Source organism: Maricaulis sp. MIT060901, assembly GCF_047123815.1.
Taxonomy (GTDB): domain Bacteria; phylum Pseudomonadota; class Alphaproteobacteria; order Caulobacterales; family Maricaulaceae; genus Maricaulis.
The window spans coordinates 174,298-193,857 of sequence record NZ_CP138920.1; the positions used below are offsets into that span (position 1 = coordinate 174,298).

Sequence of the window (19,560 nt, forward strand, 5' to 3'; positions counted from 1 at the left end):
TCAGACCTGTAACTCATTTCCGGCCAGCACGCTGTCGAACGCTTCTTTCGGCAACAGGCGAAAACTGGTGTCCGTCATCTCGCTTTCCAGTATCCGGTCACAGCGAAATGTCCGCGGCGCATCACGCAGGCCATCCATCGCGATGACATACCAGACAGGGTATTTGAGCAGCAGGTAATGCGGTTCGATCTCGCGTTTCGAGACGGCCCCGTCCTCACGCCGATAACGGATCGCGAGACGCTGCTGGTCGATAAATCCCTGGTGCACATGCCGCACAACCGTCTCCGGCGGTGAGGAGAAGCCGGACTGCACCTGGGTCGACGCGGTCACACCAATCAGGATGCGCGATTTCAGTCGCTCGATCCGGTGACGCTTCTCCGGCGAAAAGGATGCGATCAGCTGGCGTTTCACCGTGCCGAGATTGGCCAGGAAAAGCGGTGAGTTCATCCTCTCGGCGACCTCGATACTGATCAGCAGGTCCACCGCTTCGTGATAGGCCAGGTTCAGGCGCCCGACTCCCCAGTTCCGATCCAGGCGCACGCCGCCGCCGCGGCCTCTGTCTGCATCGATAGGCAGGCCCTGTTCGCGCATCAAATCCAGGTCACGCGCAATCGTCCGCTCGCTGACACCGTGCTGCGCGGCAAGTTCCTTCACCGTGCACAGGTATTCCTGTTTCAGCTGGGCGGTCAGCAATTCCAGACGGCGCAGTCGCTTGCTCACAGACAGGCTCCAACAAACAAATATGCCATTTTATGTCACATATTAGCCTAGGACACCAGAAGCGCTCACCGACGCGCTGGAAACGACAGGAAACCTCCCATGGACATGAATTATTTTGTTGTCGGCACCAATGATCTGGACGCGGCAAAAACCTTCTATGACGCGATGTTTGACAGCGGGACGCCGCCGCTGGTTATGACAACCGATCGCATGGTCTACTGGCAGCACAAAAGCTTTGCCTTCGCCATCGCCATTCCCTTCGACAAACAACCGGCCACCAACGGCAATGGCACAATGGTGGGCCTGAAACTGGGTTCTGCGGACGAGGTGCGCCGCCTTCACAAACTGGCCCAGGAACTGGGAGGGCGCTGCGACGGTGAACCCGGACCGCGAGGCCCGTTTTTCTCGGCCTATGTGCGGGATCTGGATAACAACAAGATTTGCCTGTTCGAATAGATCACAGAACCTTTCTTCCCCTTTTCAAGGGGAAGTGGGCCGGTGCGAAACAACGGGTCGAAGGGGTTTTGGGCCGCGAACGGGCGATACCGACCGCGCTCACGCCCCCTCCGACGGATTCGCCGCCACCTCTCCCCAAGCGGGGAGGAAAACCGTTATTTCAACAATAACTTGCACTTATCGATTTACACGCGCACTATGGATCATCCGTTCCGTATTGGAGGATGGATGTCCCAGGAAAAACCGTACAACACCCCGCCTCGCGCCTATCGCGACGAGGTGTTCATCAATTCGCCCGATGCCCGCCCGTTGCGCATCCTGGCGGAGTATCTCGAACCCAAACAGCGTTTCGCCAAACACGATATCCAGGACACGATCCTGTTTTTCGGGTCTGCGCGTTTTGTGGCCGAGGATGAGGCGCAGACTGCCCTCGAGTCGGCGAAACAATCCGGCGAGGGTCTGGAAGACGCCGAACGCAAGCTGCGCCAGTCGAAATACTATGAAGCTACGCGCGAGCTCGCGCACAAGCTGACCAGCTGGTCCAACAGCCTGGAAGACAAGAGCGGACGCCGTTTTGTCGTGTGTACGGGGGCTGGCCCCGGCATCATGGAAGCTGCCAACCGCGGTGCATCCGAGGCCCGTGGCGAGACCATCGGCCTGGGCATCTCCCTGCCCTTCGAGGAAGGCAATAATCCCTGGGTCAGTGCGCAGCTGAACTTCGAATTCCACTATTTCTTCACGCGGAAATTCTGGTTCCTCTATCCGGCCAAGGCGCTGGTATTGATGCCCGGCGGGTTCGGCACGATGGACGAGCTGTTTGAAACGCTCACCCTGTTACAGACCAAGAAAATGAGCAAACGCCTTCCGGTCGTGCTTTTTGGCACAGAATACTGGGACAAGGTGTTCAACCTGGATGCCATGGTCGAGTTCGGCACCATCAATGCCGAGGACAAGGATCTGCTTTATCGTACGGATGATGTCGACGAGGCGTTCAAATACATCACCGAACAACTCACTGAATGGGCTCTGCCACGCCCGGGCAGTCAGCTTTAACGCTGTGGCACGCTCGGATAGGGTCGCTTACCACCGGCGTGCTCCACCAGCATCTCGATGCGTTTCTCGATCGGTGGGTGCGTGGCAAACACGCCCATGAAACCGGCCTTCGGGTTTTCAATAAAGAGCTCCCTCACCTCGCTTGGCGCTTTTTCGATCTCGGCCTGGCCGGAGATTTTCTGAAGCGCCGAGATCATGGCGTCCGGGTTCTTCGTCAGCTCCACCGCCCCGGCATCAGCCATGTATTCCCGTCTTCGTGACAGGGAAAAGCGGATCAGGACGGCCAGCACCCAGGCCAGGGCGATCATGGCAAAGGCCGCCAGGATCAGCACGCCGCCACCGCGTCGCCCTCCGCGCATCCCACCGTGAAGCAATCCGCGAAACGCGATCTCCGCCGCAAACGAGATGATGCCGACAAAGATGATGGCGATGACCATCATGCGCACATCAGCGTGGCGGATATGGCTGAGCTCATGCGCCAGCACGGCCTCCAGCTCGGCCCGGTCGAGCCCGTTCATCAGGCCGCGGGTTACGGTGACGGTATACTGGTCTTCACGGATGCCGGACGCATAGGCATTCATCGCCTCGGTCTCGATAATCGCCAAACGCGGCATGCTCATCCCGCGTGAAACGCACAGGTTTTCCAGCAGATTATAGAGTTCCTTTTCCTCTTCGCGCCGGACAGTTCGCGCGCCTGTCGAGGCGTCGATCATGCTTTGGTGGAAGAACCAGGCGATGATGAACCAGATGCCGGCAATGCCAAGGGAAACAAGCCCGATCACCGGCAACTGCTCAAAGGCACCGGCCATCGCCGCGCCGGTTACATCACCCTTGACCGCATCATAGCCATCACCGGCGATGCCCATCCACACCAGTGTGATGGCAAAGCCGATCAGGACAAGCAGCACCGGGAATCCGGCCAGCAGGATCAACGAGCGCAGGTTATTGTTCCAGATATGTGTGCGAAGTCCGGCTGCCCCGAACACCATCGCACCTCGCCCCCTAGAACTTCACATTCGGGGCGCCGCGCTCGGCTTCGCCCACCTCGAAATAGTCTTTGGCGGAAAACCCGAACATGTTGGCGATCAGCACAGCCGGGAATTGCTCCACGGCGGTATTGAATTCCTGGACCGCATTGTTGAAGAACCGGCGCGCTGCGGCGATCTTGTTTTCAAGATCCGCCAGCTCGTTTTGCAGCGACAGAAAATTCTCGTTCGCCTTGAGATCCGGATAGCTTTCCGAAAGCGCGAAAAGCTGACGCAATGCACCGGAGAGCAGGTTTTCCGCCTCGGCCAGGTCCTTCAGAGAAGAGGCATCGATCGCCGTTTGACGCGCCTTGATGACGCCTTCCAGCGTACCTTTTTCGTGTTCGGCATACCCCTTCACCGTCTCGACGAGATTGGGCACCAGGTCGTGACGCTGTTTCAGCTGGACATCAATATCGCCCCAGGCCTGATTGCAGGTCTGTTTGAGAGCCACCAGCCGGTTGTAGATCATCACCAGGATGAGCGGGATGCCGACAAAAACGACCAGAAGGATGATCCAGGATTCCATTTAAAAACGCTCCAGTTAGGGGGACTTGATCCCTTTTATTCCGATTTCGCCTGCGAGGCGAGGAATTCCGATCCACGCGGGGCAAAACGCAGCGACCGCGGGAAACCGCGCGGTGCCATCTTGCCAGCCTGGGCACGCTTGGCCGTCCACAGCTCCCAGTCATCGAGGTTGAAACGACGCCCGGCGCCATCCAGCCAGCTCAATCCATCCTCGGCATTGAAGATAGTCGCATCTGCCAGTTCCGCGCCCTTGCCACCCAACAGGCGCACACCTTTGCCGCGAGACATCATCGGAATTTCATCGGCCTGGAAGACCAGGAGTTTCTTGTTCTCACCGACCAGGGCGCAGCGATCACCCATTGCCGGGATGCACAGGAGCGCCTCGTCACCATCAACCAGATTGAGGATCTGTTTGCCGCCCTTCTTGGCCGCCATACAGTCCTTCTCGGCGATGCGGAAACCGGTCCCGGCGCCTGAGGCGACCAGCAGCACCCGTTCCGGATCATACTTGAACAGACCAATCGGCGCGGCGTCCTCGGGCAGATCGACATGCAGGCGCACCGGCTCGCCATGACCACGACCGCCCGGCAGTTTGGACGCATCGAGCGTGTAGAACTTACCGTCCGTCGCGAACATCAAAAGCTTGTCGGTCGTCTCGCATTTCACTGCAAAGGCGGATTTGTCGCCCTCCTTGAACTTGAGACCGGTAACATCGGAGGAATGGCCTTTCAGCGCCCTCACCCAGCCCTTTTCCGACAAGACGGCGGTAATCGGTTCGCGCACCACGAAGGCCTCGATGGAGGCGGCATCCGCCACAGCCGGCGCTTCGCCGAAATGCGTACGACGGGCACCCAGCTCGGTCTCCGGCCCGTAATACGCCTCGACCTCGGCGATCTCGCCATCGACCTTTTCCCATTGCAGGGTTTCCGAGCCGATGAGGTCTTTCAGGGACTTGCGCTCTCCGCGAAGTTTCTTGTCCTCCTCGCGGATTTCCAGCTCTTCCAGCTTGCGCAGGGCCCGCAGGCGCATGTTCAGGATCGCTTCGGTCTGACGCTCGGTCAGCTTGAAGGTCTCCATCAATGTCTCTTTGGGCTTGTCCTCGAAGCGGATGATGCGGATGACCTCATCCAGATCCGCGTAGACAATCAGATAGCCCGCCAGGACTTCCAGGCGGTCTTCCACCTTGGCCAGGCGTGTGCGCGCTCGGCGCACAACGACTTCGCGGCGGTGATCCACCCAGATGCGCAGCGTTTCCTTTAGCGGCATGACCCGCGGCGTTCCGGTCGGATCCAGGACGTTGAGGTTCAGCGAGATCCGGTTTTCCAGATCCGTCAGCTTGAACAGGCTCTCCATCATCATGTCCGGATCAACCAGCTTGGATTTCGGCTCGATGACAAGGCGAATATCCTCGGTGGACTCGTCAAGAATGTCGTCCACCAGCGGCAGTTTCTTGGCGTCCATGAGCTGCGCGATACGTTCGACCAGCTTGGACTTCTGCACCAGGTACGGGATCTCGGTGACAATCACGCGCCACATGCCGCGACCGAGATCCTCCTTCTCCCACTTGGCCCGTGTGCGGAAACCGCCGCGGCCGGTTTCATAGGCCTCGCGGATGCTCTCCGGGCTTTCGACACAGATACCGCCGGTCGGGAAATCAGGTCCCTTGACGTGAGTCAGCAACGTATCGGTGGTGACCTCCGGATCAGCGATCAAGGCACGGGCCGCCCCACAGATCTCGGCGGCATTGTGCGGAGGGATGGACGTTGCCATGCCCACTGCAATCCCGGTGGACCCATTGGCCAGCAAGTTCGGAAAAGCGCCCGGCAGCACGATCGGCTCGCTCTCGGAACCATCATACGTGTCCTCGAAATCGACCGTGCCGTTCTCGATATCCTGCAGCAGAAGTTCAGCCGCCTTGGTCAGGCGCGCTTCGGTGTAACGCATGGCGGCTGCATTATCGCCGTCGATATTGCCGAAATTGCCCTGCCCCTCGACCAGCGGGTAGCGCGCCGCGAAGTCCTGGCTGAGACGCACCAGTGCGTCATAGACCGACTGATCACCGTGGGGGTGGTATTTACCGATCACGTCACCGACGACACGGGCCGATTTCTTGAAGGCTGCATCCGGGTTCAGCTTGAGCTCGCGCATGGCGTAAAGCAGGCGGCGGTGAACCGGTTTCAGACCATCTCGCGCATCGGGAAGCGCCCGCTGGGTGATCGTCGACAGCGCATAGGCCAGATAGCGTTTCGAGAGCGCTTCATCGAACGCTTCCTCGATAATATGACCACCTTGGGGATCGAAATTCTCGCCCATGACCTGCACCTTTTTGATTCGCACCGGTCAGTATAGGTGATTTGCCTGTCCACACAGGCCTGGAGCGCAGGATTTGCCGGGGAAAACCCGGCTACAACCGCGCCACCCGTTCCAGCTCGTTGACCAAACGCTCGCGGGCATCCGGCAATTGTTTATCGACCGGCCACAGAACACGGCGTTCGAGGAAATATCCGGTCAGGTCCAGTCCCTTGGCGATATCACCCTCACCGATCTGGCCCGTGCCACGCATAAAGGCCGGGAGCTCCAGCAGTTTGGCGACATAGGGCGCAGCTTCCTCCGCACAGACCGCACGGCCGGTGCGCGGGCTGATATGGGTGAGTTCTTCGGTTTCGCCTGTCACCGCGCATTTTTCCCAGTCCAGGCCATACCCCAGATCGGACAGCAGCCCCGCCTCCCAGCGCACATAGAGCGCCGGCCAGATATCGATATCCTCCAGCGCGGACAGGAAGACGCGGAAACCATGATAAACCGCTTCATGGGTCTCGCGTTCCGGCAAGGCAAGGATGGCCATGGCACAGGCGGAGTTGAGCGCCGCCAGCGAGGTCCGGTCATCCATGACGATACCCGCGCCCAGCTCGTCCGGCTCGATCTGGAACTGGCCGAGATGTTCAGCAAGCCGCGCGCGCCAGTGCAGGCGCACCTGATTACCCGGTTGAAGAACCGGCCGCAGTGTGCGCGATCGCGCGCCCTTCACCAGGCCGGCATGCCGCCCGTGCTCCAGTGTCAGCGCCTCGATGATGGCGCTGGTTTCACCGTGCGGGCGCACGGAGAGAATGATGCCTGAATCAGTCCAGTCCATGGCGATGTTCTAGGTGAGTCTCGTCACCGAGGCGAACGGCCTAGACGTCGAAGTCCAGTCCAACATCAGAATAGTGCCCGCGGCGGTTCATCCATTTCGGATCTACCTTCACATTGAGGAAGAGATGCACCTTGCAGCCCAGTACTTCCTCCAGCTCCTTGCGGGAGGCCTCGCCGATGGTTTTGAGCGCAGATCCGCCCTTGCCGATAACGATCGGCTTCTGGCTGTCGCGCTCGATGATGATGGACTGCTCCACCCGGATCGAGCCATCGCGCAGGCGTTTCCACACTTCAGTGTCGACCATGGAAGCGTAGGGCAATTCCTCGTGCAGGCGCAGATAGACTTTCTCGCGCGTGATCTCCGCCGCCAGGATGCGTGACGGCAAGTCCGCGACCTGATCTTCCGGATAATGCCAGACTCCTTCCGGCATCAGGCCGGACAGATGGGTTTTCAGCGTATCAACGCCATATCCCCGTTTGGCCGAGACCATGAAGACATCACTGTAACAACCTGTCTCGAAAAGGTTTTGCGAGATTGCGAGCAGGCGATCGCGTTCCAACAGGTCGATCTTGTTGAGCGCCAGGATCGCCTTGCCGCCCGTGCGTTTGAGCCCTTCGGTGACGCGCTCATCGTCCTCGATCATCTTGCTGTCACCCGACTTGCTCTCGCCGCGCGCCATGCGGTCGCGCGCGCTGGCATCAACGACGTGGATCACCGCGTCCGCATCGGCAACGCCGGCCCACGCCGCATTGACCATGGCCTTGTCCAGGCGGCGCTTGGGCGCGAACACGCCGGGTGTATCCACCAGCACGATCTGGCTGGGACCATCAATCGCCACACCGCGCACGGCAAAGCGCGTGGTCTGGACCTTGTGCGTCACAATGGTGACCTTCTCACCGACCAGTGCGTTTACCAGCGTCGACTTGCCGGCATTGGGGGAACCGATAACGGCGACAAAACCGCAGCGGAGTGGAGTATCAGCGGACATGCACGCCCTCCCGGGCCAATAGATTGGTTGCGGCTTCACGCTCAGCCGCCTGTTTTGACTTGCCTTCGCCGGTTTCCGGATCAAGCGGCGCGACCATGACCTCAACCGTGAAAATCGGTCGGTGGTCCGGGCCGGAGCGTTCTCTCAGATCATAACGCGGCTGGGTATAACCCTTCTTGGCCGCCCATTCCTGCAGCGCAGACTTGGCGTCCTTGGGCTTGTGTTTGAGATCCTCGATCTTGGATCCCCAGTGCTGGTCGTAAAAGGCCTGTACCGCCGGGCGACCGCCATCGAGATAAATCGCCGCGATCAGCGACTCGCAGGCATCGCCGAGGATCGAGGTCTTGTCGCGCCCCCCGCCCTTTTCTTCCGAGCGACCGATTTTCAGCGCAGATCCGATATCCACCTCACGGGCGACATCGGCGCAGGTTTCCTTGCGCACCAGCGAGTTGAGACGCGGCGCCAGCGCGCCTTCGTCAGCCCCCTCAAAGGCATTGAACAGGGCTTCCGCCGTCATCAGTCCCAGAACACGATCGCCAAGGAATTCCAGGCGTTCGTAATTGCGGTGGGTCTTGCGGCCTTCGCCGAAGCTGGAATGAGTCAGCGCGCGCTCCAGCAACTCCCGGCTCTGGAAGCTGTAGCCAATGCGCTTTTCAAGATCCGCGATCGGGTCAGACATCGGGCGCATTCTCCGGCACGGCTTCCAGCACCACAAAGGCCTGGGCCCAGGGGTGGTCATCCGTGATGGTGATATGGATGCGGTGCTTCATACCTGCTGGCGTCAGCGCTTGAGCTCGTTCCAGCGCCCGCCCCTTCAGCTCCAGTGTCGGCTTGCCCGACGGCAGGTTCACCACACCGATTTCCTTCCAGGACACACCACGCGCAATGCCCGTGCCCAGCGCCTTGGCGCCCGCCTCCTTGGCTGCGAAACGCTTGGCATAACTCTCCGCCCGGCGACGCCGCCGTTCGGACTTGGCCTGTTCAATCTCGGTAAAACAGCGCTGCACAAACCGGTCCCCAAACCGGTCCAGCGATCCCTGTATGCGCTCGATATTGCACAGATCAGAGCCGAGACCGATGATCACGTGTCCACCGCGCTTTCCTTGCGTGCCTCGACCATCAGGCCGCGCATAGTGGTGACCGCTTCGCGCAGGCCGCGGAAGATGGCTTCACCGATCAGGAAGTGACCGATATTGAGCTCGATGATCTCCGGAATAGCCGCGACCGGTTTGACAGTGTCATAGGTCAGACCGTGACCGGCATGGACTTCCAGCCCTCGCTTGTGAGCCTCTACAGCACCGGCCCGGATCAGTTCCAGGTGACGTTTGACCTCGGCCTCATCGCCCGCCAGCGCCGCCTCGCAATAGGCCCCGGTGTGCAGTTCAACAACGGCAGCTCCCATGGCTTCGGCGACGGCAATCTGGACCGGGTCGGGTTCGATGAACAGCGAGACGCGAATACCGGAATCGGCCAGCTGACGCACATAGGGCGCGATGTGATTATGGCCCGCAGCCACATCCAGCCCGCCTTCAGTCGTGCGCTCCTCGCGCTTTTCCGGCACCAGGCAGACCGCGTGCGGCTTGTGCCGCAGGGCGATCTCGAGCATTTCCTCGGTCGTCGCCATTTCAAGGTTCAGCGGCAGCTCGATCTCGGCCATCAGCCGGTCGATATCCCCATCCGTGATGTGACGACGGTCCTCGCGCAGGTGTGCGGTAATGCCGTCGGCACCACTTTCGGCCGCCTGGCGCGCTGCACGAACCGGGTCCGGGTGCGCACCTCCGCGGGCATTGCGGATGGTTGCCACGTGATCGATATTGACGCCCAGGCGTAAGGTCATTTCAGGCCACGGCTCCCGGGTTTGATGGCCGGAATGGCTTCCAGCTCCGGCGGCAGATTGTCCGGCTCGTAAGCGGGTACTTTATACTGGGTCAGTGAAATCAGCGGCACGCCGACATCGGCTTCACCGGCAGAACGATCAACCAGGCAGCCTTCGGCAATGACCGTGGCGCCCGTGGCGTTGATCGCCTCGATGCATTCGCGGGAACTCAGACCCGTGGAGACGATATCCTCGACCACCAGGACCTTGTCATCACTGGAAAGTTCAAAGCCGCGACGCAGGGTGAACTCGCCGCCCTCGCGCTCCACGTACAGCGCCTTGAGGCCCATATGGCGTGCGGTCTCATACCCTGGGATCAGGCCGCCCACTGCGGGAGAGACGATCACGGTCGGCTGTTCGGTGAGCTCGGCCTTGAGCTTTTCCGCCAGCGCCTTGCACAGACGTTCGGTGCGCTCCGGTTCGGCAAAGACCTTGGCCTTTTGCAGGAAAACCGGGCTGCGCAGGCCCGATGACAGGATGAAATGACCTTCCAGCAGCGCGCCCGCCTCGCGGAACTCGTGCAATACTTCCTCGCGTGTCATTCCTCGTCCCACTCCTCTGTTTCGCCGCGCATGCGTTCAGCCGACACGACAATCTCGTTCATTTTCAGGGCAGCCAGCAGATTGGCCAGGTGCCGGGCGTCATACACCTCGACATCAAACAGCATCTCAAAGAAATCTGGTGCGCGGTGCAGCGTACGCACATTGGCGATATTGCCGCGGTTCTCGCCCACGGTCTGGGCCACCCGCGCCAGCGCGCCCGGCTCATTGTGAAGCACCGCCTGGATACGCGCCATGGAGACGGCGTTTTCTTCCGCCTCCGCGGTCCAGGCCAGGTCCAGCCACTCATCCATCTTGTCTTCGTCGTAACGCGCCAGCGTCTCGCAATCGATGGTGTGGATCTCGACCCCGCGCTCCGGCCTGAGCAGTCCGATGATACGATCTCCCGGCAGCGGCGAGCAGCATTCGCCGAAATGCAGCGTCACGCCCGGTGTCAGGCCCCGCCCGCGCACATAGAGCCGCGCCTTGTCATCATCGATCAGCTCGCGATCGGTGACATCCTCGCGCTCGTCCAGGCGTCCCGGGAAAGCGGCATTGAGCAAGTCCGCCGAGGTAATGCGACCGCGGCCCAGCGTCTCGTAGAGCTCCTCCACATCCTTCAGCTCCAGCCGTGCAATGGCGTCCTGGAGGTCCCGCTCGATCAGCGTACGGCCCTCGCGGCGGAAGGCGTGATCGGCCATGATCCGGCCAATGCGCGAAAACTCGTCGCGCTCGGACTCGCGGATGAGGCGGCGGATGGCGGCGCGCGCCTTGCCGGTAATCGCCAGATTTTCCCAGCCGGCCGGGGGCTGACGCACCCCGCCCTTGACGATCGAGACCACGTCCCCATTGCGCAATTGCGTGCGCAGCGGACGTTCCCGGCCATTGATCTTGGCAGCAACGGTCGTGTGTCCCAGCTCGGTGTGGACCGCATAGGCAAAGTCCAGCGGCGTCGCACCGGTTGGCAGCGAGATGAGATCGCCCTTGGGCGTGAAGCAATAGACCTGGTCGGCAAACATCTCGAGCTTGGCATGCTCGAGAAACTCGTCCGGATCGCCGCCCTGGTTGAGGATTTCCACGAAGGGACGCAGGCGTTCCAGAGGGTCGCCACCGGCCGCCTGGGCCGCGTCCAGATCATACTTGTAGGTCTCGTTCTTGTAGCGCCAGTGTGCGGCGACACCGCTCTCGGCCACCGACTCCATTTCCTCGGTGCGGATCTGCAGCTCAATGCGTACGCTGTTCGGACCGATCACCGTGGTGTGCAGGGAGCGATAATTATTCGGCTTGGGCACCGAGATGAAATCGCGGAAGCGTTCCGGCACACAGCGCCAAGTCTGGTGAATCACGCCCATCGCCCGGTAACAGTCATCGGGATGCGGCACGATCAGCCGGAAGGCATAAATGTCGGCGATCTCGTCAAAGGTCAGCCCCTTGCGGTCCAGCTTGCGCCAGATCGAATAGGCCCGTTTCTGACGCCCGAAAATCCGCGCATCAATGCCGTAACTCATTAACAGCTCAGTGATCGCCTGGGAGACCGCAGCCACTTCCTCGGTATGCTGGTCGCGCACCAGTTTGAGACGCCGGGTGATGGATTCATACGCCGCCGGATTGACGTGTTTGAAGGCCAGGTCTTCCAGCTCGACACAGACGCGATTGATACCGATCCGGCGCGCCAGCGGAGCGTAGATTTCCAGCGTCTCCAGCGCGATACGCTCACGCTTTTCCGCCCGCCCGATGGCGTCCAGCGTCTTCATGTTGTGCAGGCGGTCGCACAGCTTGACGATCAGAACGCGCACATCGTCGGAGATCGCGACGACCAGTTTTTGCAGGTTCTCCGCCTGTTTGGTGCGTTTGGAGCGCAGCTCCATCTGGCCCAGCTTGGTAACGCCGGCGACCAGGTTGGCCACTTCCTCGCCGAACAGCTCGATCAGCTGTTCATGTGTGGCTGGCGTATCCTCGACCGTGTCGTGCAGCAGGCCCGTGCACACGGTTGCTACATCCATGCGCAGATCGGCAAGGATCATCGCCACTGCGGCGACATGAGCAAAATAGGGTTCGCCGGACTGGCGTCGCTGTGGCCGGTGCGCCTCTTCCGCAAAGTCATACGCTTTACGCACGTAGTCGCCGTCGACCTGCGGAAAATAGTTCCGGATACGGTCAACCAGCTCGTCCGCGCTGGGAATGGCGGGCGGCGGCGATGCCAGTTCGTTTGACGTCGCGCCCGAACTCAACGGAGCTTAAAGGCGGCCGTCAGGCGCGCCGTCCCGGTCAGCCTGGAGGGCTTTGAGCATTTCCGTCTCGTCCAGCTCGATGGCCGGCGCCGGCAGAGCTTCCATTTCAGCAGCCGGGGTCGGCGCTTCCGTGGTCTCTTCGTCGTCTTCCAACGGCAGGACGCGCTGCAGGCCGGTGACCAGGCTGTCTTTCAGCATGTCCATATCCAGCGTTTCGTCAGCGATTTCACGCAGGGCAACGACAGGGTTCTTGTCATTGTCGCGATCAATAGTCAGGGCGGAACCTGCGGAAATATTGCGAGCGCGATGCGCCGCCATCAGGACCAGACGGAAACGGTTCGGGATTTTTTCGATGCAGTCTTCGACAGTAACGCGAGCCATGCGCGCGATCTCCTTAAGCCAACGCTGAAGCTTGGAACCGCGTTACCTATCCCTGACGGCCTGCAATAGCAAGAGCGTGCGGACACGAATTCATCAGAGATTACAGCGCGACTTCCAGCCTGGATGTCGCAGCTACATCGCCCGCATCAAGTGCAGCAACCAGATCGTTAATATGACGCCCCCTGACGGGATCAATCCAGTCCGGCGCGATTTCAGCCAGTGGCAACAGGACGAAGGCGCGCTCATGCGCTCGCGGGTGCGGCAGGTCCAGTCGTTCATCCGAGCGTTCCAGGCCGCGAAAATCGATGATGTCCAGATCCACCGTACGCGAGGCCCAGCGCTTTTCACGCACGCGCCCGAAGACATTTTCGATGCCTTGCATGATGTTGAGCAGGCGCTCCGGAGACAGGTCCGTATCCAGCTCGATAACGCTGTTGGTATAGGCAGGGTCGATGGGATCCGGCCAGGCGGGGCTCGTCCAGAAAGACGATCGCGCGACAACCGGTCCAGCGAGCTTGTGCAGTTCGTTTGCGGCGGCCTCAAGCGTCTGCGCAGGCGTGGATCCCTCGCGGGCTAGATTGGCGCCCAGCCCGATATATACTCCGTTCGATTTCATATTTCGCTTTTCTATTTCAGCCATTTCCCAACCAGGCATTTTCCAGATGACATTCTACCCCGATGAACGCATCGGCCTTTTCATCGACGGCGCCAATCTGCACTCCACGACACGCGCCCTCAAATTCGATATCGATTTCAGCCGGCTCCGCAGCCATTTCGAGAAACAGGGCCGTCTGATCCGGGCGAATTACTACACCGCCCTCATCGATCAGGATGACTACAACCCTTTGCAGCCCCTCGTCGACTGGCTGGACTATAATGGCTACAGCCTCGTCACCAAGCCGGCCAAGGAATTCACCGACGACCAGGGCCGCAAGCGCATCAAGGGTGACATGGATATCGAGATCGCCATCGACATACTCGAGGCGGCTGACTATCTTGATCACATCATCCTGTTTACCGGCGACGGGGATTTCTGCCGGGCTGTGAAAGCGGCACAGGCACGAGGCGTTCGGGTAACGGTCGTCTCTTCGCTGAAAACCCGTCCGCCCATGATCGCGGACGAATTACGGCGCACCGCTGACACTTTCATCGAATTGCTCGATCTTGATCCCATGATCACCCGTGAGGCCTGAGCCATGACCAAACTCGCCGAAGCTCCGCTCGATTGCGATCTCTGCCCTCGCCTGGTCGAGTTCCGAGAGAAAAACGCCGAACTCTATCCGGACTGGTTCAATGCGCCGGTTCCTTCCTTTGGCGGCGAGGATGCACGTTTTCTCGTGGTTGGCCTGGCGCCAGGTCTGCGCGGCGCCAATCGCACAGGCCGCCCCTTCACCGGAGACTGGGCGGGCGATCTTCTTTACAAGACGGCCGGAAAGTTTGGTTTCACGACCGGAGAATACGCTTCACACGCCGATGACGGCCTGGCGCTGGTCGATGCGATGATCACCAATGCCGTGCGCTGCGTGCCGCCGGAAAACAAGCCGGTCGGCGCGGAAGCCAATGCCTGCCGCCCCTTCCTGACCCAGAGGTTTGCGCAATTACCCAACCTCAAAGCCGTGCTGGTGCTGGGCAAGATCGCCCATGACAACACGCTTCGGGCGCTGGGTCACAAGGTCTCCTCGGTGAAATTCGAACATGCCGGATCCGCCGACATTGCAGGGCCAAACGGAACGCTGCGCCTGTTCTCCAGCTATCACTGTTCGCGATACAATACGAACACAGGTCGGCTGACCGAGGAGATGTTCGACGCGGTTTTCAAACAGGTCCGCGATTATCTCGACGCCCTGCCCGCCGACTGATCGATCAGCGCGTCAAAAACCTTCGCCGCCGCCTCGAACTTGTCGCGACAACCTGGATTGCAAAAACCGACGACCCGGCCGCGATAGCGGGTCGGGCTGTCATCGCTGACCGGTTTGCCCGACCAGGGGCAGGTTGTGTTGATAACCTCCTTGATTTCACTGGCAGACATCATTTTCTCCACACCTTAACCAACAATATCGCTAGATATCGCGGGTTGTTTTTGGCACAAACGCCAACATGCCCACGTTTTCTGCCACACACACCTCTGAGCTCCGCCAGGAGCCTCGTCGCATCGCCTTTATCACCTATGACGGTGTGAAGATGCTCGACATTACGGGGCCCTTGCAGGTGTTTGCAGATGCCAATGAGATCCTGGGTTTTGAAGCCTACACGACGACGCTGGCTTCGCTTTATGGCGGCCCCGTGGAAACCGACACCGGTGTGGCCCTGAATACACGTCGTCTGGCTGGCGTCGGCCTGGACGATGCCGGCACGCTGATCGCCTGCGGCGGCAAGGGCGTGCATGATTCCTGTCGTGACAACCGTCTGGTCGGCGCCATCCGCCTGGCAGCCCAGAAATGCGGACGTGTGGGCGCGACCTGTACCGGCGCTTTCCTGCTGGGCGCATCGGATCTTCTGGATGGTCGCCGCAGCGTCACTCACTGGAAGGATTGTGATCGGCTAGCCGAGGCCTATCCGCAGACCCAGGTCGACCCGGATCCGATTTTCATCGAGGACCGCGGCGTGTGGACTTCGGCCGGCGTCACGGCCGGTATCGATCTGGCCCTGGCCATGATCGAGCGGGATCATTCCCGCGACGTCGCCATGGAACTGGCGCGTCATCTGCTGGTCTATGTCAAACGCCCGGGAGGCCAGTCCCAGTTTTCCGAGGCACTGCAGCAACAGACCCGCACAGCCAGCGGCCGTTTCGGCGCCCTGCACCTTTGGATGAAGGATAATCTGGTCGCAGATCTGCGCGTTGAGGAACTGGCCAAGCGTGTCGGCATGAGCCCGCGCAATTTTGCCCGCATCTATGCCGATGACACCGGCCAGACACCGGCCCGCGCCGTGGAAATGATGCGGATCGAAGCGGCCCGCATCGCCCTGGAAGATCCCGAGCTGACGGTGAAACAGGTCTCTGTCCAGTGTGGCTTTGGCAGCGATGAACGCATGCGCCGCAGCTTCATCCGCCAGCTGGGCGTCTCACCACAGGCTTACCGGAACTCGTTTGCACTGAGTCAGTAGGCGCCCCTACCCCAAATTCTTCATCAGGCGGGCTTTCTGCTTGTTCCAGTCGCGATCCTTGATGGTCTGGCGCTTGTCGACGGTTTTCTTGCCGCGGGCGAGGCCGATAAGGATCTTGGCCATGCCGCGATCATTGAAGAAGAGGCGCTGCGCAATGATGGTGCGGCCTTCCTTGGCCACAGCGCCCTGCAGCTTGGCGATCTCCCGGCGTTTCAGCAGGAGTTTGCGGTGACGCCGCGGATCGTGATTGAACCGGTTGGCCGGGCCATAGGTCGGGATATCGGAATTGATCAGCCAGATCTCGTCATTTTCCGGACTTACATAGCTCTCGGCGATGTTTGCACGACCTTCGCGCAGGGACTTCACTTCCGAGCCTGTCAGAACCAGGCCGGCTTCGAATGTCTCTTCAATCTCGTAGTCGAAATTGGCACGGCGATTGATCGCTACCGCGCCGTCCTGTCGTTTGCTCATGCTTGATCCAGCAAGCCGGCAATCACCAGCGCCTCACGGACGGCGGCGTTGGAGGCTTCATTGGGTTCGGTCAGCGGCAGGCGCAGCTCGGAATTCATCACACCCAGAACGGACATGGCGTATTTTGTCGGGCCCGGGCTGGACGAGGTGAACAGCGCGTAGTGAAGCGGCAAGAGCTTGTCATTGATCTCGCGCGCCGTGCCCCAGTCACCCTTCAGGGTCGCGTCCTGGAACTGCGCGCACAGGGCTGGAGCGACGTTCGAAGTCACAGAAATCGCGCCTACACCGCCCGTGGCATTGAAACCCAGCGCCGTCGGATCATCACCGGAGAGCTGCACAAAATCATGGCCGATCAACCGGCGGTGGGCAGAAACCCGGCCCATATCGCCCGTGGCATCCTTGATACCGACGACTTGACCCAGCTCCGCGATGCGCGCGACGGTGTCTGCATCAATGTCGACTACCGTCCTGCCTGGAACATTATAAACAATGATCGGCAGGTCGACGGCGTCATTGATCGCCTTGAAGTGCTGATAGAGCCCCTCGGCATTGGGCTTGTTGTAATACGGCGCCACGACCAGCCCTGCATCAGCACCCAACTCCTTGGCGCGCTTTTGATTCTGGATGGCAACGGCAGTCGAGTTGGAACCGGTGCCGGCGATCACGGGAATGTGTCCGCCCGCCGTTTCGATTACAATTTCGACAACCCGCATGTGTTCCTCAAAGGTCAGCGTGGCGGATTCACCGGTGGTTCCGCATGGCACAAGGCCATGCGTTCCGGCTGCAATTTGACGTTCCGTCAACGCAACTACTTGATCTTCATCGACGGCACCGTTCTTGAATGGTGTGACCAGCGCGGTGATGGAGCCCTTGAACATGTCTCAATCTCGACTTCTGTTTGGTAAGCGGCGGACCATATCGACGCTTGAGCACTTGGCCAAGCGTTCTCGAACAGGCTGGACAGTCGGCGCGATTTGCGGTGAAGTTCGTTTACCCCAAAACCCAGGAAGCGTATTGCGAAACATGATCGCTCGTTGTGTACCCGCGCTGCTCGCATTTGCGGTGATCGCGCCCGTAGAGGCCCAGATCCCGACCCCGCGCATGCGACCGGAACCCGTGAATTTCTCCCAGCATCTTTCAGACGCCGATTTTGGCCTGTTCAGGCAAGGTCTTGATGCCGCCGAAGACGACGACTGGTCGCTCGTGCGTGATGTGCGCGACCAGCTCACCGATCCGGCCAGCCGTAATATCATGTTGTGGCTGATCGCGCTCAATGATCCACGCGCCACTTTCCTCGAACTGGACCTCGCGCTCGGCGAACTGCAGGACTGGCCACGCGACAGCTTCATCCGCACCGAAGCCGAATCCAAGATTTCAGCTTCAGGCCTGTCTGCGCCCTTCATCGTCAGCTGGTTTGAGGACAATGCCCCGATCTCCGGCCGCGGCCGTGTGGCCTTTGCCGAGGCGCTGATCGAAATGAGCCGTGTTGATGAGGGCGAGAGCCTGCTGCGCGAGACCTGGCGCGGTGGTCGCCTGCCGCTGCCGGAACAGCGCCGCGTCTATCAGACCCATCGCGACCGTTTCACCGAGGACGACCACCTTGCCCGTGTCGACTATCTGATCTGGTCAGGGCAGCGTACCGCCGCCCGTCGCGTCGTGCCTCTGCTGCAGGGTGGTGAGCGTAATGTGGCGGAAGCCCGCCTTCGCCTAGCCGGTCGCCAGAGTGGTGTGGACCGGGCCGTACAGCGCGTCCCCACCAGCATGATGAATGATCCAGGCCTGGTCTTTGAACGCGCCCGCTGGCGCCGCCGGTCCGGTCTGCGCGACAGTGTCCTGCCCCTGTTGCTGCAATTGCCGGACGAACACACCGACACCAATGCACTGGACCTGATGTGGACCGAGCGCAAGCTGATGATCCTGACGCTCATCCGCGACGAGGACTATCAGACCGCCTACGAATTGGCCCGTGCCCACGGCATGGAACGCGGTGCCGATTTTGCCGATGCGGAATTCCTCGCGGGCTGGCTGGCCCTGGTGCACCTGGACGACGCACAGGCCGCAATGGCGCACTTCACCACGCTGCGCAACAATGTCTCCACCACCGTGTCGGTCTCCCGCGCCGCCTACTGGATGGCCCGCGCTGCAGACGCACTCGGAGATCCAAACCTCGCGGCCCAGTATTATGCCGAGGCTGGTACACACTCGACCGCCTACTACGGTCAGCTGGCAATCGCCCAGATCTCCGGCGATGAAGCGGTGCTGGCGTTCGAAGCCGATCCGGAACCGTCCGATGAGACACGTGTACGGTTCGAAAATCGCTCCATGATCCAGGCGATGCGTCGCCTTGGCGAACAGGGTGAGGATTATTACTACCGGCTGTTCAGCTATCGCGCTGATGATCTGCTGACCGATCCTGAAGAAGCTGTTTTGTTGGCGGCTTTGGCGAATGAGTATCTTTATGTCCGCCAGTCGGTGCGCGCTGCCAAAGCCGCCCGTCAGCGCGGGATTGTGCTACCGCAGAGCGCCTATCCAACCATTGATCTGCCAAGCGAAACTTCGGGCGACCAGCCCAATCCGGAAGTCGTGCACTCCGTCATCCGCCAGGAAACCGAGTTCTCGCAACACGCTGTCAGTGGCGCCGGTGCCCGCGGCATGATGCAGATGATGCCCGCCACGGCCCGCCAGACTGCCCGCTCAATCGGCGAAGGATATCGCCGCAACTGGCTGACCGATGATCTGGAATACAATCTGACCCTGGGCATGCACCACCTCAACGAGGTACTCGAGGATTATGACGGTTCCTATGTCATGGCCCTCGCCGCCTACAATGCTGGCGGACATCGTGTGCGCCGCTGGGTTGAGGATTATGGCGACCCACGTGATCCCGATGTCGATCCGATCGACTGGGTGGAAAGCATTCCCTTCTCCGAAACCCGCAATTATGTGATGCGCGTGATCGAGAACATGCAGGTCTACCGGACCCGTCTTGCTGATGACACGGCCACGCCGCTGATGATCGAGCACGATCTGAGAGCCGGCACACCTGAGTAACAA

22 protein-coding genes are annotated in these 19,560 nt (G+C 60.5%); 6 read left to right on the forward strand and 16 right to left on the reverse strand.

All coding sequences use genetic code 11. From position 1 onward, the window contains the following. Positions 1-720, reverse strand: coding sequence for a helix-turn-helix transcriptional regulator (locus SIC17_RS00870; RefSeq protein ID WP_412546105.1), 720 nt, complete (start codon positions 718-720; stop codon positions 1-3). A 99-nt stretch (positions 721-819) separates the two neighbouring features. Between SIC17_RS00870 and SIC17_RS00875 the strand changes: the two genes are divergently transcribed. Further along, positions 820-1,176, forward strand: a complete 357-nt coding sequence (locus SIC17_RS00875; RefSeq protein WP_291895561.1) for a VOC family protein — start codon at positions 820-822, stop codon at positions 1,174-1,176. A gap of 228 nt (positions 1,177-1,404) precedes the next feature. After that, positions 1,405-2,229 (forward strand): LOG family protein, encoded by an 825-nt coding sequence (locus tag SIC17_RS00880; RefSeq protein ID WP_412546106.1) that lies wholly within the window; start codon positions 1,405-1,407, stop codon positions 2,227-2,229. Here SIC17_RS00880 and SIC17_RS00885 read toward each other — a convergent pair. The 12 genes from SIC17_RS00885 to folK form a co-directional block, all read right to left on the reverse strand. Beyond that, entirely contained in the window at positions 2,226-3,218 is a 993-nt protein-coding gene (locus tag SIC17_RS00885; RefSeq protein WP_412546107.1) for a M48 family metallopeptidase, read from the reverse strand. The genes SIC17_RS00880 and SIC17_RS00885 overlap by 4 nt on opposite strands. Before the next feature lie 13 nt (positions 3,219-3,231). Beyond that, entirely contained in the window at positions 3,232-3,783 is a 552-nt protein-coding gene (locus SIC17_RS00890; protein WP_291895565.1) for a LemA family protein, read from the reverse strand. Between the two features lie 35 nt (positions 3,784-3,818). Then, positions 3,819-6,095, reverse strand: a complete 2,277-nt coding sequence (gene parC, locus SIC17_RS00895) for a DNA topoisomerase IV subunit A (protein WP_412546942.1) — start codon at positions 6,093-6,095, stop codon at positions 3,819-3,821. A 91-nt stretch (positions 6,096-6,186) separates the two neighbouring features. Further along, positions 6,187-6,915, reverse strand: a complete 729-nt coding sequence (recO, locus tag SIC17_RS00900) for a DNA repair protein RecO (protein WP_412546108.1) — start codon at positions 6,913-6,915, stop codon at positions 6,187-6,189. A 40-nt stretch (positions 6,916-6,955) separates the two neighbouring features. Further along, positions 6,956-7,903, reverse strand: coding sequence for a GTPase Era (gene era, locus SIC17_RS00905; RefSeq protein WP_291895570.1), 948 nt, complete (start codon positions 7,901-7,903; stop codon positions 6,956-6,958). After that, a complete protein-coding gene (gene rnc / locus SIC17_RS00910) occupies positions 7,893-8,582 on the reverse strand; it encodes a ribonuclease III (RefSeq protein ID WP_291895571.1) in 690 nt (229 codons plus the stop codon). The genes era and rnc overlap by 11 nt, the downstream gene beginning before the upstream one ends. Then, a complete protein-coding gene (gene acpS / locus SIC17_RS00915) occupies positions 8,575-8,988 on the reverse strand; it encodes a holo-ACP synthase (protein ID WP_291895572.1) in 414 nt (137 codons plus the stop codon). Before acpS ends, rnc begins: the two co-directional genes overlap by 8 nt. Beyond that, entirely contained in the window at positions 8,985-9,740 is a 756-nt protein-coding gene (locus tag SIC17_RS00920; protein ID WP_291895573.1) for a pyridoxine 5'-phosphate synthase, read from the reverse strand. Before SIC17_RS00920 ends, acpS begins: the two co-directional genes overlap by 4 nt. Next, on the reverse strand, positions 9,737-10,321 hold the full coding sequence (gene pyrE / locus SIC17_RS00925) for an orotate phosphoribosyltransferase (RefSeq protein ID WP_291895574.1): 585 nt from the start codon (positions 10,319-10,321) through the stop codon (positions 9,737-9,739). The genes SIC17_RS00920 and pyrE overlap by 4 nt, the downstream gene beginning before the upstream one ends. After that, a complete protein-coding gene (locus SIC17_RS00930) occupies positions 10,318-12,549 on the reverse strand; it encodes a RelA/SpoT family protein (protein ID WP_412546109.1) in 2,232 nt (743 codons plus the stop codon). The genes pyrE and SIC17_RS00930 overlap by 4 nt, the downstream gene beginning before the upstream one ends. A gap of 6 nt (positions 12,550-12,555) precedes the next feature. Next, positions 12,556-12,930 (reverse strand): DNA-directed RNA polymerase subunit omega, encoded by a 375-nt coding sequence (gene rpoZ / locus SIC17_RS00935; RefSeq protein ID WP_412546110.1) that lies wholly within the window; start codon positions 12,928-12,930, stop codon positions 12,556-12,558. A 100-nt stretch (positions 12,931-13,030) separates the two neighbouring features. Then, positions 13,031-13,546 (reverse strand): 2-amino-4-hydroxy-6-hydroxymethyldihydropteridine diphosphokinase, encoded by a 516-nt coding sequence (folK, locus tag SIC17_RS00940; protein ID WP_291895579.1) that lies wholly within the window; start codon positions 13,544-13,546, stop codon positions 13,031-13,033. 46 nt (positions 13,547-13,592) lie between these two features. Here folK and SIC17_RS00945 point away from each other — a divergent pair, with 46 nt between their 5' ends. Together SIC17_RS00945 and SIC17_RS00950 are read left to right on the forward strand one after the other, a co-directional pair. Then, positions 13,593-14,123: an NYN domain-containing protein gene (locus SIC17_RS00945; protein WP_291895581.1), complete on the forward strand. Its 531-nt coding sequence runs from the start codon at positions 13,593-13,595 to the stop codon at positions 14,121-14,123. 3 nt (positions 14,124-14,126) lie between these two features. Next, on the forward strand, positions 14,127-14,789 hold the full coding sequence (locus tag SIC17_RS00950) for a uracil-DNA glycosylase (protein ID WP_291895583.1): 663 nt from the start codon (positions 14,127-14,129) through the stop codon (positions 14,787-14,789). Here the strand turns inward: SIC17_RS00950 and SIC17_RS00955 are convergent. Next, positions 14,762-14,959, reverse strand: a complete 198-nt coding sequence (locus SIC17_RS00955; protein WP_291895584.1) for a glutathione S-transferase — start codon at positions 14,957-14,959, stop codon at positions 14,762-14,764. The two genes, SIC17_RS00950 and SIC17_RS00955, sit on opposite strands and share 28 nt — an antisense overlap. A gap of 68 nt (positions 14,960-15,027) precedes the next feature. On the opposite strand from SIC17_RS00955, the gene SIC17_RS00960 reads away from it, so the two are divergent. Then, positions 15,028-16,035, forward strand: a complete 1,008-nt coding sequence (locus SIC17_RS00960; protein WP_412546111.1) for a GlxA family transcriptional regulator — start codon at positions 15,028-15,030, stop codon at positions 16,033-16,035. Positions 16,036-16,041: 6 nt separating this feature from the next. Here the strand turns inward: SIC17_RS00960 and smpB are convergent, their stop codons facing one another. Together smpB and dapA are read right to left on the reverse strand one after the other, a co-directional pair. Continuing rightward, positions 16,042-16,506 carry an SsrA-binding protein SmpB gene (gene smpB / locus SIC17_RS00965; RefSeq protein WP_412546112.1) on the reverse strand — a complete coding sequence of 155 codons (465 nt, stop codon included), beginning with the start codon at positions 16,504-16,506 and terminating at the stop codon, positions 16,042-16,044. Next, positions 16,503-17,384, reverse strand: coding sequence for a 4-hydroxy-tetrahydrodipicolinate synthase (dapA, locus tag SIC17_RS00970; protein WP_412546113.1), 882 nt, complete (start codon positions 17,382-17,384; stop codon positions 16,503-16,505). Before dapA ends, smpB begins: the two co-directional genes overlap by 4 nt. Positions 17,385-17,529: 145 nt before the next feature. Between dapA and SIC17_RS00975 the strand changes: the two genes are divergently transcribed. Continuing rightward, positions 17,530-19,557: a transglycosylase SLT domain-containing protein gene (locus SIC17_RS00975; protein WP_412546114.1), complete on the forward strand. Its 2,028-nt coding sequence runs from the start codon at positions 17,530-17,532 to the stop codon at positions 19,555-19,557. The last annotated feature ends 3 nt before the right edge of the window (positions 19,558-19,560 follow it).